The following is a 14867-nucleotide window of genomic DNA, read 5'->3' as shown; positions in this document are numbered from 1 at the left end:
GGTCTCCCCTAAGTGCTTTGGTGGGATTGCCCGGCTGGAACCAGCGATGCCGGTGCAGCGTGGAAGTCGGTTGATTGGTAGGTGAAACGGCCTCCGACGGCGGTAGCCAGGACGGTGAGTCCGCTGATGTCCGGAGCGTCCAAAGGAGAGGCCGAGAGGACTGTGAAGTCCGCGAGCTTTCCGGCGGTCAACGTCCCCTTCTCATCCAGGGTTCCTGTGGCTTCAGCCGCACCACTCGTGTAGGCGGCAAGTGCCTGCCAGGGAGTGAGCCGCTCGGCCGGGTTGCCGAAGACCGCGCCGGATGCCGTGCGGCGGTCAACGAACGCCTGCATCCCGCGGAGCACGTTCCCATCGGCAACAGGCCGGTCGGAACTGCCGGCCAGCGTGACCCCGGCTTCGAGGAAGCTCGCAGCCCGGTAGGCCCACGAGAGCCGGTCCGGACCGAGGGAGTCCGTCATGCCGTCTCCGCCGTCGCGGAAGAAGCTGGCCTGTGGGGTGACGGCGATCCGCGCTTCGGCGAGCCTGTCCAGCTGCTCCGGCCGGGTCATGGAAGCATGCTCGATCCTGTTCGGTACCGTGCGTGGGCCGTAGGTGGCCTGGCAATCCGCAAGGATGTCCAGTGCCAGGTCAATGGCCCGGTCCCCGATGGCGTGGGCAGCGATGGACCACCCGGCTGCGTAGGCGGCTTCGATGCGTTCCCTGAGCTGTGCCGGGTCTGCCTGGAAGTACCCCACGTTGCCGCGGTTGTCCTTGTGCCCGTGGCTGCAGAACTCATGGCTCACGGCAGCCGTCTCGCCAAGCAGGGAACCGTCCAGGAACACCTTCGCCGGCCCGAGGGACAGGAACTCGTTCCCGAACCCGCTGGAAATCCCCAAGTCCAGTCCGGCCGGAGCCGCACCGGGGCTGTCCGAGGAATGTCCATCAAGGGGGTGCAGCACATCCAGCACCGGCATCACCTGTGCCCGGGCGTGCAGGCGGCCATTCCCGGCAGCCCGTTGGTAGGCGGCGAGCTCGGCCGGGCTGTGTCCGATCCAGCCACCGCCCACCCCGGCCTCGGTGAAACTCGTGATTCCCTCCGAGGCGTAGTACGCCGTGGCCCGTTCCAGCGCCGCCTCGATGTCCTCCAGCGCGTAGGGCAAGATCAGTTGCTGGATGAGTTCCTGCGCCGTCTCCTGGACGAGTCCCGTGGGACGTCCCGCTGCGTCGCGGACAATCGCGCCGCCGTCGGGATCGGGGAACGACGGCGAGTAGGCACCTGCCAGCCGCAGCGCGGCCGTGTTGACCACGGCCATGTGCCCGGAGTTGTGGCGCATGAACAGCGGCCGCTCCCCCGTGATGCGGTCAAGCTCGGCGATGTCCGGGAAAAGGCCGTCGTGCTGGGTTTGGCTGAAGCCGGTAGCGAAGAGCCAGCCCTCGTCTTTGGTTGCACCGCCGTCCGTGACCGCATCCCGGAGCAGCGAATACAGTTCCTCCAGGCCCCGGGCACCGGACACGTCCAGTTCCGCGAGCCCCAGCCCGAACCACGTGGTGTGGCAGTGGGCGTCGATGAAGCCCGGAGTTACCGTTGCGCCGCCGAGGTCCAGGACCTGGGTGGCTTCCAGGCCGAGCAGTTCCTCGTCGAGGCCCACGATCCGGCCCTGCCAGATGCCCAGCGAACTGGCCGACGGACGGTCCGGGTCCATGGTGATGATGTCTGCGTTGCGCAGGAGGAGATCGAGTTTCATGGCTGTTTCTAGCGGTGGGACGTGGTGACGGACTTGATGCGCGTGTAGTCCTCAAGCCCGAAAACGGAGAGGTCCTTGCCGGTGCCGGAGTGCTTGAAGCCACCGTGCGGCGCTTCAGCGGGGATCACCTGGTGGCAGTTGATCCACACCGCGCCGAAGTCGAGCTCATTGGAAACGCGCGTCACCACACCGTGGTTCTCGGACCACACACTGGACGCCAGGGCGTACTTGGTGCCGTTGGCGAGCTCCAGGGCCTCTTCTTCCGTGGCGAACGGCTGGACGGTCAGGACGGGCCCGAAGATCTCGTCGCACACCACCTCGTCGCTCTGGAACACCCCGTCGATCACCGTGGGCTCAAAGAAGTACCCCGTTCCGGCGCGCTTGCCACCGGCCAGGACGCGGGCGTTCGCGGGCAGCCGGGACATGAAGCCCTCCACGCGCTCCAACTGCGCGGCGCTGTTGAGCGGGCCAAGGTCCTCGCCAACACGAAGAGCCGAGGCAGCATCAGCCAGGGCCGCGGCAAACTCCGTATGGATGTCCTCATGGACCAGCACGCGGGTCACAGCCGTGCAATCCTGGCCCGCGTTGAAGAACGCGCCGAGCGCGATCTCGCGTGCGGTCCGCTGGATATCGACGTCGGCAAACACCACCGCGGGTGCCTTGCCGCCGAGCTCCAAATGGACATCCTTCAGGGTCTTCGACGCCGCGGACATCACCTGGGCACCGGCGCGGGTGGAACCGGTGATGGACACCATTTCCGGAATCTCGTGATCCACCATGGCAGCCCCGGCTTCGCGTCCGCCGCAGACCACGTTCACCACACCGGCCGGGTAAACCTGCTGGGCCAGTTCCGCCAGCACCACCGTGGACCACGGCGTGGTGTCGGCGGGCTTGAGGACCAGCGTGTTGCCCGCTGCCAAGGCCGGGCCGATCTTCCAGATGGCCATCATGAACGGGTAGTTCCACGGCGTAATCTGGGCGACCACGCCGATCGGCTCCCGCCGGATAGTGGAAGAGAATCCCTCGACATACTCCGTCTGTGCCGTGCCAGAAACCACCCGGCACGCCCCAGCGAAGAAACGGAGTTGGTCAGCACCGCGGAGAATTTCGAGCTCACGTGTGAGGGCCGCGGGCTTGCCAGTGCAGGCAACCTCGGCCTCAAGCAGGCGGTCAACGTTGGCCTCGATGAGGTCCGCGAGCTGCAACAACAGCGACTGGCGCGTTCCCGGCGTCGTGCGCTTGTAACTCTTGAAGGCCGCGGCAGCAGCCTGGAAGGCGAGGTCGACGACGGCTGCGTCGCTGTCCGGGGCGGTGCCGATCTGCTCACCCGTGGAGGGGTCGAAGAAGGGCAGCGTTTCCGTTGCGGAGACGGACTCGCCGTTGATGATGTTCTGGAGCTGAATCACGAAAAAGGTCCTGACTCTTAGTTGGACGTCTTGGGCGAACGCGTCGTGGGGTCCTGCGGCAGGTGCAGCAACGCAGGAAGGCCGGAGTCGACGGCGCGGCGGAACGCGGCCGCGAAGTCCTCGGTCCGCTCAACGCGTTCTCCGTAGCCGCCGTAGGAACGGGCCAACGCGGCGAAGTCCGGGTTGGTCATGTGCGTTCCCGAGGGGCGGTCCGGGTAATGGGCTTCCTGGTGCTCACGGATGGTGGCGAAGATGCCGTTGTCCACCACCAGCACAATGAACTGCGCGCCGTAGCCCATGGCCGTGGCGATTTCCTGGCCGTTCATCATGAAGCAGCCATCCCCGGCCACGGAAATGACCTGGCGTCCCGGGTACGCGAGCGAAGCTGCGACGGCCGCAGGGATACCCATGCCCATGGCGCCGTTGCGCGGTGCGGCGAGGGAGTTGGCGGTGTTGTGGGCAAGGTAGCGCGCGGGCCACAGGGCGTGGTTCCCGGCACCGAAGGTGAGGACGGCGTCGTCGTCCATCTCTTTCTTGAGGACCTCCATGGCGACGCCGAGGTCGACGCCGATGCCGCCGTCGGGTGCTGGCGTGGAGAACTTGAGGTAATCAGCGCGGGCGCTGGCAAACCAGCCTTCCTGCGGTTCCACGGCAGCGTCAACGGCGGCGAGGGCACCCGCGAACGCCGAAACGTCGGCAACTATGTGCTGGTCCACCCGGCCGAAGTGGCCCAAGAGGTTGGCGTCTGCATTGACCACAATGGTCTCGGCGCCCAGCCCGCGCTTGTAGCCGTCGGAGAGCACGTCGCCGCGGACGCAGCCCACGAAGACCAGCAAGTCGGCGTCATCCAGGCGCTGGGCGTTTGCGTCGCTGCGGCCGTAACCGAGGAAGCCGGCGTAGGCGTCGCTGCGGTGGGGAACGGCGTCGTAGGCGCGGAAGTCCGCCACCACCGGGATGCTGTGGCGGCTCGCCCAGGCGGCCAGTTGCTCGCCTGACTCCTGCGTCCAGCCTTCGCCGCCGACGACGATGAGCGGCTTGCGTGACTGCTCCAGCTTCTGCTTCATGACGGCTAGGTCCGCGACGGTTGGCTCCGGGCGGGCCACTGTGCGCGGCTCCACCGTGGCGTCGTCGACGACGTGGACCAGGACGTCCTCCGGAAGGCCGATGACCACGGGTCCCGGACGCCCGCTGAGCGCGGTGAAGATGGCGTCGTCCACCACGCGGGCGGCGGAAGCGGCGTCGTCGAGAGTGACCACTTTCTTGGCTGTGCTGCCGAACCAGGCGTTGATGTCGAACTCCTGGAACGACTCGCGCCCACGGTCTGCCACCGGGATCAGGCCGACGAACAGGATCAACGGCGTGGCATCCTGGTACGCCGTGTGGACCGCGATGAAAGCGTTCGCTGCGCCCGGACCACGGGTCACCATGGCCACGCCTGGAAGTTCCGTCAGGCGGCCTTCGGCGAGGGCCATGAACCCGGCGCCGCCTTCCTGGCGGGCCACGACGTTCTGGATGGGTGAACCGTGCAGTCCGTCCAGCACGTCAAGGAAGCTCTCGCCGGGAACGGTGTAGACCCGCTTGATGCCTGCCCGTTCGAGTTGGCCAACAATCAGGTGGCCCGCAGTGGTGGTGCTCAATGCTTCATTCCTTCTTCTTCGATGGAAAGGCGTGGGAGGAACAGGCCGGACAAGGCAGTGAGTGCGGAAACGACCAGCAGGATGATGGCGCCCGGCCAGAAGGAGTTGTTGGTGGCCACCAGGGCCGTGGCGATCAGCGGCACGAAGCCGGAGATGACGCCTGCCGTGTTGGACGTGATGGCGACGCCGGTGTAGCGCACCTTCGTGGCGAAGAGGGCGGTCAGGGCAGTACCGGAGACTGCGTAGGGAATGGAAAGAACAGCGACGCCGATCATCATGCCCAAAACCACCAGGACGGGGTTGCGGCTGTCGATGGCCAGGAACACCGGGACTGCGATGAGGGCCGAGGCAACGCCACCCCAAAGGATGACCTTGCTGGCACCGAACTTCTCGCCGAGGCGGCCGGCCCAGATGAGGGCGCCGATCTCAAGAGCAGCGGCAAGCAGGGTGCCCAGGAGCAACAGTTCAGAGGGCAGCTTGAGGACCTTCGTGCCGTAGAAGACCACGAAACTGGTGATGAGGTAGAAGCCGCCGATTCCCAGGAGGGCCGAGCACATGCCCACCAGGATCTGCCGCCAACTGTTTTTCAGGACGCCGCGGATGGGCGCGTGCTCCGTTTCGCCGGACTCCATGAGGGCTTCGAATTCGGGCGACTCGCTGAGCTTGCTGCGGATCCACAGGGATACGGCCAGCAGCGGGATGGCGGCGATGAACGGAATGCGCCAGCCCCAGGCGTCGAAGTTGGTCTGGCCCACCAGGAAGAGCATGCCGAAGAAACCGCCCGAGGACAGGATGGTGCCGATCGGCGAACCGACCTGCGGAAGCGCCGCATAGCGTGCACGCTTCTCCACTGGAGCGTTCTCGACGGCGATGATCACCGCGCCGCTCCACTCACCGCCGACGGCGAGGCCCTGGACGATGCGCAGAGCCACCAGGAGGATGGGTGCGGCCAGGCCGATGGTCATGTAGTTCGGAAGCAGGCCGATGAGGCCGGTGACAATGCCGATCCCGACGATGGTGACCATGAGGATCTTCTTGCGGCCAACCTTGTCGCCCAGGGCGCCGAAGATGAAGCCACCGATCGGGCGGGCCACGAAGCCCACAGCGAGTGTGGCGAACGAGCCCATCGCCGCGACGAACGGGTCCTGCGAGACGAAGAACTGGGCGTTGAACACCAAGGCCGCAGCCGTTGTGAAGAGGAAAAAGTCGTACCATTCCAACGCCGTGCCCACCAGGGCAGCGAGGGCCACCTTCTTGGTGACGCTTTCATCGACGACGCGTGTTGCCGTTGGGCTGACGCCCGTGGCTCCGCTGACGGTGCTTGCCATTGTTGCTCCAAAAGTGCGAAAACGGGACCGGGCGTTGGGGGCCCGGAGGGTGGTGTGGATGCTTGTGAGGGGATTCACTCCACAGTGACTCATTCCATAGTGCCAGTAGTTTTTCCCAAAATAACTAGCGATACATCACGCAAAAGGGCCGCTAAGATGTGTGAATGCACAATGTTGAAGCGTCCGGGCATAGCCAGCGCTGGACCGAACTGGTGGATCAGCTGGACGGACGGCTGGATGAACTGGCCCGCGCGTTTACCGCCAGGGTCCGCGAGATCCCCGAATACGGCGAAAGCCAGGTGACTATCCAGGAAATCACCGAGACTGCCCGCGGAACGTTCCGGCGCCTGATCCGCGGGCTCAAGAACGGCACGACGGACAGCAGCGACGGACTGCTGGACTTCGCCTCCGACCTCGGTTCCAAGCGCGCGCGGGCCGGAATCCCGCCCGAATCACTGACATCCGCCGTACGACTGGACTTCAGCATCCTCTGGGCGGAACTCTTGGAAATCGCCAAGCCTGAAGACGCCATGCTCCTGGCTTCCAGGGTGGACCAGGTGTGGCGGGTAGTGGACGAGTTCGCCACCAGGACCCACACGAGCTACCTCACTGAGCGCGTGCGCATGGCGCAGGAAGAATCGAGCATCCAGCGCGAATTCATCGCACGGCTGTTCAACCAGAGCACGCCGTCCTTGGAGACCTCCGCACAAGTTGCCTCGGCTTTGGGCATCAACCCGGAATCCCGGTTTGCGCTGGTAGCTGCGAGCGGCGACGCCGGAGCACGGCTACGGGCTGCTGCGTCACAGTTCGGTTCGAACCAGCACTCCCGGCAGCGGTTGTTCGTGCACGAGTCCGGCGGAAATACCTACGTGTTCTGGACCCTGCCGCCGCTCCGGTCAAGGGGCCCGGAAAACCGCGGCGAACTTCACAGAAACGACGCCGAAAAACATCAGCTGCCGCCCGGCGTCGTGGACGTCCCCTGCGGCTATGTTCCCGAAATCCTGGGACTGCGTGCCCTGCCCGCAGCAGCCCGCACGGCGGAAAGCCTCGCCGCGCTCCTCCGCCCCCGCGACGCCGGCCCCCTATCAGCCGATTCGGCGTGGGCCCGCCTGGCGCAACAGAACCTGCAGGACGCCGGACTGGACCTTGCCGCCGAACTCGAGGAAGCCCTGGCCGAGTGCAAGGGCGGCGAGCGCGAGCGCCTGTTGGAGACCGTTCGGAACTACCTGACCACGGGCAATGTCACGCTGACCTCGGAGCAGTTGTTCTGCCACCGGAACACCATCCTGAACCGGCTCAACCGCTTCCAAGAGCTCACGGGAATCGACCTCGCGGTACCGGCGAGCGCAGCACGGCTGGTGGTGGCCTGGGCGTAGGTGCCGTGTTTTGCTCCTCGGCAGCCCGATGTGTGTTCTCACATTCCGCGCCCGTTTTTGCTGGGATTTTTGCCATTGAAGCTGTGATCCGCAACACAGAATAGTTGTAGCTACCTTGCACCGGACACTCGTCCCCGCACCCCATCCGGAGATTCTGATGGCCCAAACGGTAGATACCGAATCCGCTTCCACAGCCAGGCTGGACCTGGCAAAAATGCGCAAAATCGCTTTTGCCAGCGTCATTGGCACCACTGTTGAGTGGTACGACCTTTTCGTCTTTGGAACAGCGTCCGCGCTGGTCTTCAACAAGATCTTCTTCCCCAGCTTCGACCCCATTGTGGGCACCATGCTCGCCTTCGGCACCTTCGCTTCGGCGTACATTGCCCGCATGGTGGGTGCCATCATCTTTGGCCACTTCGGCGACCGGCTGGGCCGTAAGTCGATGCTGCTTGTTTCGCTCCTGACCATGGGCGCTGCGACGTTCGCCATTGGCCTGTTGCCCGACTACCAAAGCATCGGCATCATGGCTCCCCTGCTGCTCCTCCTCCTTCGCGTCATCCAGGGCCTTGCCCTCGGCGGCGAATGGGGTGGCGCGGTGCTCATTACCGTTGAGCACGCTCCCCCGGCCCGCCGGGGTTTCTACGGGTCCCTGGTCCAGGTTGGCGTCCCCGCAGGCACGTTGATCGCCAACGTTGCCTTCCTGATTGTGGCCTCCAGCATCAGCACGGATGCCCTGCACGCCTGGGGTTGGCGCATCCCGTTCCTGGCCTCCGTCCTCTTGGTGGCCGTCGGCATCTACATCCGCTTGAATATCGAAGAAACGCCGTCCTTCAAGGCCGTCAAGACCGCCGGGGCCAATGCCAAGATGCCGTTCGCCTCGCTTATGGCCAAGTACTGGAAGCAGGTTGTCCTGGGCGGCGTGGCCACCCTCTCCACCGGCAGCACCTTCACGCTCCTCGTGGCCTCGGGCGTCTCCTACGGCAAGAAGGAACTGGGCCACTCGGAGAGCCTCATGCTCTGGGTTGTCCTGGCCGCCTGTGCCCTGTGCTTCGTCCTGATTCCCTTCTTCGGCAAGCTCTCGGACAAGTACGGCCGCAAGCCCATCATCTACGCCGGCGTCGCTGCGGAGGCTGCACTCGCGTTTCCGATGTTCTGGCTCATGGACACCAAATCGGTGGCGCTGCTGTTCGTTGCCTACCTCGCGATGATGACGGCGTTCGCAGCCAACTACGGCCCCATTGCCACCTTCCTGGCAGAGCTCTTCGGGTCCAAGGTCCGCTACTCCGGCCTGTCCGTGGCGTACATGCTCTCCGGGCTCCTGGGCAGCGCCGCTACGCCGTTCATCACCACGTGGCTCCTTGGCTTGACCGGCCAGAGCTCCTCGATCGCCTGGTACATCATGGCGGCGGCCGTCCTTTCCCTGGCAGCGCTCTTCGTCCTCACCGAGACCCGGCACGGCAACATCGACTCCGTCGAGGAAGCCCCGGCTGAGGCAGCAACATCGGAAGCGGCAGCCAAATGACCGCATCCACCATCGAGCGCCTGGCCGGCATCCCCGGCCAGGCGCCCGCCGTCGGGCCTTTCTCCCCCGCGGTCATTGCCAACGGATTCGTGTTCACCTCCGGCCAGATCCCCGCGATCACGGGCCTTGACGATCAACCCGCCACCTTCGAAGGGCAGGTCCGCCAGACCATCGAGAACCTCGCAGGGGTCCTGGAAGCCGCCGGCTCCAGCCTGCAGCACGTGGTCAAAGTGAACACCTACCTGACCAGCGAAGAGCAACTTGAGGAGTACAACCGCGTCTATGTGGAGTACTTCGGCGACGCCAAACCTGCACGGACTACCGTTTGCGTGAGCCTCTGGGGTGTGTCCCTCGAGATCGAATGCGTTGCCGTCCTGGCCGGATCGGAGGACACCGCCCCATGATCACCACGCTGCTCCAGGACCTGGAGAGAATCAGCTACCCCACCATCGGCCACTTCCTGGAGGATGGGTTCGTGGATCCGGCCATCCAGTCCCTGCTGGAGAACGTGAAGGTCGCCGGACCCGCCGTAACAGTGCGGATCGCGGACCACGATGCCATCGCCATGAACCGGGCGCTTCTGGCCTTGCGGCCCGGCGACGTGCTCGTGGTGGACATGCTGGGCGACCACCGCCATGCGCCCGTCGGTGCCGTGACGGCAGCCGCGGCGATCGCCCAAGGTGCTGCCGCCGTCGTGGTTGACGGCATGGCGACGGACGTCCTGGAGCTGCGGCAGGCTGCGCTGCCCGTCTTCGCGCGCGGGACCACTTGCCTCACCACCAAACGGCTCCGCGGTACGGGGTCGGCGGTGAACGTCCCGGTGCGCTGCGGCGGAGTGGAGGTCAACCCCGGTGATGTGGTGCTTGGGGATGACAACGGGTTGATCGTGCTTTCACCGGAAGCGGCCCGGGGAGTCCTGGACAAGGCCTTGGCGTCGGACGAGGCCGAGCCTGACATCCTCGCGCGCCTTGCCGCCGGCCACCCCCTCGAGTCAATCCTTGCGTTGTAATACCGCCGAGAGCGTAACGCCACAGCGACCGGCAAGGCCTCAACGGAACTTCGGCTGGTGATGGGGTAGAACTTAACCATGAGCGTACGTACACCCGACCCGTATCCAGGCTGGCTTTCCGATGAGGACCTCTTCGAAGCCCGCGGCCGCCTCCCCATGGTCTACGTGGAAGCTGTCCCTGTCCGCTTGGATCCGCTCGGGTACGTCAATGAAGTGGGCACCCTCCTGCAGGGCGACGCCGACGGCAACATGGTGCGCTACCTCGTCTCCGGCCGTGTTCTCTACCGTGAAACCATCCGGGCAGCCCTGCTCCGGCACATGGAAAAGGACCTCGGCCCCCTGGCTTTCCCGCAGCTTCCCATCAGTCCGGTGCCGTTCACGGTGGCCGAATACTTCCCGGCGCCTTCCCAGACCGGCTTCACCGACGACCGCCAGCACGCCGTTTCGTTGGTGTTCATCATTCCCGTCACCGGAGAATGCGAACCGCGGCAGGACGCGTTGGAACTCACGTGGATGACGCCGCAGGAAGTCCTCAGCGAAGGAGTCCAGCAGGAATTCGAAGGCGGCCGCGGCAGCCTGGTCCGCCAGGCTTTGGCGTTCTCCGGCATCGTCGCCTAGCGGGTCCTCAGGTTATTGGCGGTCCGCTTTTGTAGACTGGACGGCGGACCGCAAGAGAACCAAAGGACTTCCGATGACTCACAGCCCAGCCTCACAGCAATACCGCGAAAAGCAGGCTGGGGACCTGCAAGCCGGGGATTTCGTGTACCTCCCCGGGGACGGTCCGGCCGAGGAAATCGCCTCCGTTGAGGTCCAGAACGACGATTACGGCACTGCCGCGCTGCTGCTGGTCACCACGTACGACGCCGGCACGGTACGGATCGCTGTTGGGTCCAGTGTTCCTGTGGGCGACGGTGTTCCGCGCGGCTTGGGTGGCGACGCGGCCGACGATGAGGCGGCTCCCGGCGAGGCCGCGTTAGCCGACTCCAGTACCACCGCGGATGCCGAGCCCGGCGCAGAGCCCGGTCCCGCCGTCGTCGTACCTCCCCGCCCGGCGGACCCTCCCGCCTTCACCGGCCCCACTGCCGAAGAACTGGCCTTGATCCCCGAACCGGACGGAACGCCGGAGGCCGTAGTGCGCGCCGCGGTGGCCAAACACAAAGGCAAGAACGGCGTGCAGGTGCTGGCCGAGCGGCTGGCGAAGGGCATCAACACCAAATCCGGCAGCTGCCTGCGTGACCTCAGCGACCTCGCCTTCGATCTCTGCATCGTGCTGCGCGACCCCGACCATTCCCTGGAAGTCGCGGACCTGCTGAACGTGCTTCCGTTCGACGGGAACCTGGACCGCTGGGCATCGATCGAGCGGGCCCTCGCGTTGTCCAGCTTCATTTGCCGCGAAGCCGGCCAGTCGGAGCGGGCCGCCGTCTACGAGAAACTGCTCCGCGCTCCCGAATCGCAGGAAGAGGACCCGTTCAAGGCACTCGTCAACGCCCGGGTCCGCCAGCGTTCCCTGAACGAGCCCAACCTCTACGACAAGGAAATTTTTCGCGCCGTGGACAACGGGAACCGCGACGCCGAGCGTGAATGGCGGTTCCTGCGGCTCGAAGCGTTGATGTTCCTCCGGGCACACGGCGGCTCCAAAACCATCGCCGAGGATGAACTGGGACGCCGGATCGCCAACGAGCTCGAAGCAGTCCGTGCCTAGTCCTCTGCGGACGGAAGTGCAAGGCCTGTTTTAGGCACCCAAACGGCGGTAAATTCAGGGCCATGACGAACAATCTGAGCGTAGTGATTAATGCTGACGCGCAGCAAGTTTGGACGATGCTGCGCGAACCGTCGCTGGTGGCCCAATGGCACGGCTGGGAAACCGACGAGCTGACCGACGAAATCAAGCAAATCTACTTTGATCCGAGCGTCGTGGAAGGACCGGACCACACCAGCCTGACCGTTCGCGGCGGCGATGAGTTCGAGCTCCATCCGGTATCCGGCGGCACGGAAGTCAAGGTCACCCGCGCCGCGTTGGACCACGACTCCGAGTGGGCGGAATGGGACGAGGACATCACCCAGGGCTGGCTCACTTTCCTGAACCAACTCCGCTTCACCCTGGAACGCCACCCCCACGGCAAGCGCCGGACGCACTTTGTCTCGGTCGCCGGTGGCGGGTCGGCCATTGAGAAGCTGGGGTTGGGCGATCTTCCGCCGGTCGGGGACGAATATTCACTCACGCTGTCCACCGGCGAGTCGATTTCCGGAAAGGTCTGGTTCAAGAGCCGCCATCAGGTTGGCGTCACCGTCCACAGCTACGCCGAACACGGCGATGGGCTGTTGATTGTCGCCGAACAGCTGGCGATTCCGGAGAAAAGGCCCGACGGCGGCGCCATGGTGATCGCCTCCACCTACGATTTGGGGGCGCACACTTTGGCGGACATCCGGTCCTCGTGGGACAAGTGGAAGGACTCAGGCTCCGGGTCCTGATGGTTGCTGCCGGGCCCTCCCGGGTCTGCCGGGCAAGTTACCCGCGGTAAAGCTGGCACACTTGGTAGCGTGCCAGCTTCCGTGTCTTCGCCCTCATCCGTTCCGTCCGCCGTTTCCGATCCTGCCTCCGGGTTCTCCTTCTCGGTGGGCCAGCGACTGACTGAAACGTCGTCGCCGTCGGACGCTTTGGTGGACGCCAACGGCGGCGAGTTCGTTGGCAGGACCGGAACCATCACCACGCCGCACGGAACCATCCAGACACCGGCGTTCATCGCCGTCGGAACCAAGGCCACCGTCAAGGCCGTGCTGCCGGAGTCCATCGCGGACCTCGGCGCGCAGGCCGTTCTGGCCAATGCCTATCACCTGTACCTGCAGCCCGGTCCCGAGATCCTCGACGCCGCGGGAGGCCTCGGCGCGTTCATGAACTGGTCCGGCCCTACCTTCACCGACTCCGGCGGATTCCAGGTGATGAGTCTCGGCTCCGGGTTCAAGAAGGTCATCGACATGAAAAATGTGGATACTTCCGGCCCGGATGACGCCGTGGCACCAGGCAAGGAACGCCTGGCGCACATCGACGACGACGGTGTCTGGTTCAAGTCCCACCTCAACGGAGACAAGCACAGGTTCTCCCCCGAGATTTCCATGCAGGTGCAGCACCAGATCGGCGCGGACATCATGTTTGCCTTCGACGAGCTCACCACGCTGCAGAACTCGCGGGCGTACCAGGAAGAGTCGTTGGAACGCACGCGCTTGTGGGCTCTGCGTTGCCTGGACGAGCATTTCTCCTTGACGGCCTCCCGCGTGGGCAGGCCGTACCAGGCGTTGTTCGGCGTGATTCAGGGTGCCCAGTATGAAGACCTCCGGCGCAAGGCCTGCCGGGACCTCGGAGCCATGCCTTTCGACGGCTACGGAATCGGCGGTGCCTTGGAGAAGGAGAACCTGGGAACGATCGTGCGCTGGTGCAACGAGGAACTTCCCGAGGACAAGCCGCGGCACCTGCTGGGCATCTCCGAGCCGGACGACATTTTCACGGCCATCGAAAACGGCGCGGACACCTTCGACTGTGTCTCCCCCACCCGCGTTGCCAGGAACTCCGCGTTCTACACCCCGTACGGCCGGTTCAACCTGTCCGGAGCGAAGTACAAGAAGGACTTCGGGCCGCTGCAGGAAGGCTGCGACTGCTACGCGTGCTTGAACTACTCGCGCGCCTACATCCACCACTTGTTCAAGGCCAAGGAGATGCTCTCGGCCACGCTCATCTCCATCCACAATGAGCGGTTCGTGGTGAAGATGGTGGACGACGCCCGTTTGGCCATCGAGTCCGGGGACTTCTTCGAGTTCAAGGCCGAAACGTTGGGGCGGTACTACTCGTAGCCTTTGTTGGGCGCCGGGTTCGCCGGAAACGTGCTTGGAGGCTGGGAAACTTCCAGCGACTGGGCACCGTTCCAGCGAACCCGGCGTGGGCTTACGCTGCGACTACTCCGTAGCTCGGCTCGCGCTTCTTGATCCAACCCACTACGAGCACGGTGATGGGCACGAAGATGAACTCGACGGCGGTCTTGTAGACGAAGCCCACCAGGACGTAATTGACGAACGAGCCTGCATCCGAGATGCCGATCACCGAGGCAGCGATGCTGCAGAAGATCAGCGTGTCCACGAATTCGCCCACCACAGAGGAACCCATGAGCCGGGCCCACAGGGTCTTCTCTCCGGTGCGTTCCTTCATCTTCACGAGGATCCAGGAGTTGATGGTCTGGCCGGCCAGGAACGCGAGCAGGGAGGCCAGCACGATCTGCGGCACCGGACCCAAGGCGCCCTCGATGGCAGCTTGCTTGGCCGTGCCGTACTCATCGTTGAAACCGGGCAGGATGATGATCACCCAGTAGCAGAGGGATGCGAACACGCTCAGCGCAAAGGACGTGATGATGGCTTTGCGGGCAACCTTGAACCCGTACACCTCACTCATCACGTCGCCCAGGATGTAGGCCAGCGGGAACAGGAAGAACCCGCCGTCGGTGATGATCGGGCCGAGCACCACCCCCTTGGAGGCACCGATGTTGGACAGGATCAGCACCACGGCCATGACCGCCAGCATGATGCCGAAGTAGGGGGATCCGATAGAGGCAAAGCGGGGAGCTGGTTTGCTCAACGTGCTGGAGCCTGAGGGCGAGGGCATGGGTCATCCGTTCGTAGTGGTTCGCGCAGGCGCTCGTTTCGAGGCCGCCCCGCTGTATTAGCACTGTGTTTGGTGGGGCATCCGGCCCGACACCAGCTACATTCTCCCACCTCCCCGATCCTCTCTCACCAAACCACCCCTCCCCCGCCGATCCTCTCTCACCAAACCACCCCTCCCCCGCCGATCCTCTCTCACCAAACCACCCCCTCCCCACCGA

General features: G+C 64.8%; 13 protein-coding genes. 8 read left to right on the top strand and 5 right to left on the bottom strand.

Annotation, left to right across the window (positions count from 1 at the left end; all coding sequences use genetic code 11):
* Nucleotides 1–8 precede the first annotated feature (8 nt).
* Genes ACH488_RS09385 through ACH488_RS09370 form a run of 4 tightly spaced genes read right to left on the bottom strand, consistent with a single transcriptional unit; the run spans nt 9 to nt 6095 of the window.
* A complete protein-coding gene (locus tag ACH488_RS09385) occupies nt 9–1724 on the bottom strand; it encodes an amidohydrolase (RefSeq protein WP_397323759.1) in 1716 nt (571 codons plus the stop codon).
* Nucleotides 1725–1732: 8 nt separating this feature from the next.
* A complete protein-coding gene (locus ACH488_RS09380; RefSeq protein ID WP_397323758.1) occupies nt 1733–3130 on the bottom strand; it encodes a gamma-aminobutyraldehyde dehydrogenase in 1398 nt (465 codons plus the stop codon).
* 17 nt (nt 3131–3147) lie between these two features.
* Nucleotides 3148–4767, bottom strand: a complete 1620-nt coding sequence (locus tag ACH488_RS09375; protein ID WP_397323756.1) for a thiamine pyrophosphate-dependent enzyme — start codon at nt 4765–4767, stop codon at nt 3148–3150.
* Nucleotides 4764–6095, bottom strand: coding sequence for an MFS transporter (locus tag ACH488_RS09370; RefSeq protein WP_397323755.1), 1332 nt, complete (start codon nt 6093–6095; stop codon nt 4764–4766). Before ACH488_RS09370 ends, ACH488_RS09375 begins: the two co-directional genes overlap by 4 nt.
* A gap of 164 nt (nt 6096–6259) precedes the next feature.
* On the opposite strand from ACH488_RS09370, the gene ACH488_RS09365 reads away from it, so the two are divergent.
* The 8 genes from ACH488_RS09365 to tgt all read left to right on the top strand — a co-directional run bounded on the left by ACH488_RS09365 (nt 6260) and on the right by tgt (nt 13848).
* The gene (locus tag ACH488_RS09365) at nt 6260–7471 is read left to right on the top strand and encodes a PucR family transcriptional regulator (protein WP_397323753.1); all 1212 of its coding nucleotides are present in this window, start codon (nt 6260–6262) and stop codon (nt 7469–7471) included.
* A 157-nt stretch (nt 7472–7628) separates the two neighbouring features.
* Nucleotides 7629–8993, top strand: coding sequence for an MFS transporter (locus ACH488_RS09360; RefSeq protein WP_397323751.1), 1365 nt, complete (start codon nt 7629–7631; stop codon nt 8991–8993).
* Nucleotides 8990–9397: a RidA family protein gene (locus tag ACH488_RS09355; protein ID WP_397323750.1), complete on the top strand. Its 408-nt coding sequence runs from the start codon at nt 8990–8992 to the stop codon at nt 9395–9397. Before ACH488_RS09360 ends, ACH488_RS09355 begins: the two co-directional genes overlap by 4 nt.
* On the top strand, nt 9394–10002 hold the full coding sequence (locus tag ACH488_RS09350; RefSeq protein WP_397323749.1) for an RraA family protein: 609 nt from the start codon (nt 9394–9396) through the stop codon (nt 10000–10002). Before ACH488_RS09355 ends, ACH488_RS09350 begins: the two co-directional genes overlap by 4 nt.
* Before the next feature lie 78 nt (nt 10003–10080).
* Nucleotides 10081–10620 (top strand): NUDIX hydrolase family protein, encoded by a 540-nt coding sequence (locus ACH488_RS09345; protein WP_397323748.1) that lies wholly within the window; start codon nt 10081–10083, stop codon nt 10618–10620.
* Nucleotides 10621–10693: 73 nt separating this feature from the next.
* On the top strand, nt 10694–11704 hold the full coding sequence (locus ACH488_RS09340; RefSeq protein ID WP_397323747.1) for a DUF6707 family protein: 1011 nt from the start codon (nt 10694–10696) through the stop codon (nt 11702–11704).
* A 62-nt stretch (nt 11705–11766) separates the two neighbouring features.
* A complete protein-coding gene (locus ACH488_RS09335; RefSeq protein WP_397323746.1) occupies nt 11767–12474 on the top strand; it encodes an SRPBCC domain-containing protein in 708 nt (235 codons plus the stop codon).
* A gap of 69 nt (nt 12475–12543) precedes the next feature.
* The gene (gene tgt, locus ACH488_RS09330; protein ID WP_397323745.1) at nt 12544–13848 is read left to right on the top strand and encodes a tRNA guanosine(34) transglycosylase Tgt; all 1305 of its coding nucleotides are present in this window, start codon (nt 12544–12546) and stop codon (nt 13846–13848) included.
* Nucleotides 13849–13939: 91 nt separating this feature from the next.
* Here tgt and ACH488_RS09325 read toward each other — a convergent pair whose 3' ends face one another.
* Nucleotides 13940–14650 carry a queuosine precursor transporter gene (locus tag ACH488_RS09325; protein WP_397323744.1) on the bottom strand — a complete coding sequence of 237 codons (711 nt, stop codon included), beginning with the start codon at nt 14648–14650 and terminating at the stop codon, nt 13940–13942.
* Nucleotides 14651–14867: the final 217 nt, after the last annotated feature.

It is taken from the genome of Paenarthrobacter sp. NPDC018779 (genome assembly GCF_044391085.1).
GTDB lineage: Bacteria > Actinomycetota > Actinomycetes > Actinomycetales > Micrococcaceae > Arthrobacter.
Note: the sequence above shows the minus strand (reverse complement) of the source record. Positions and strands in the feature narration are given on the sequence as shown.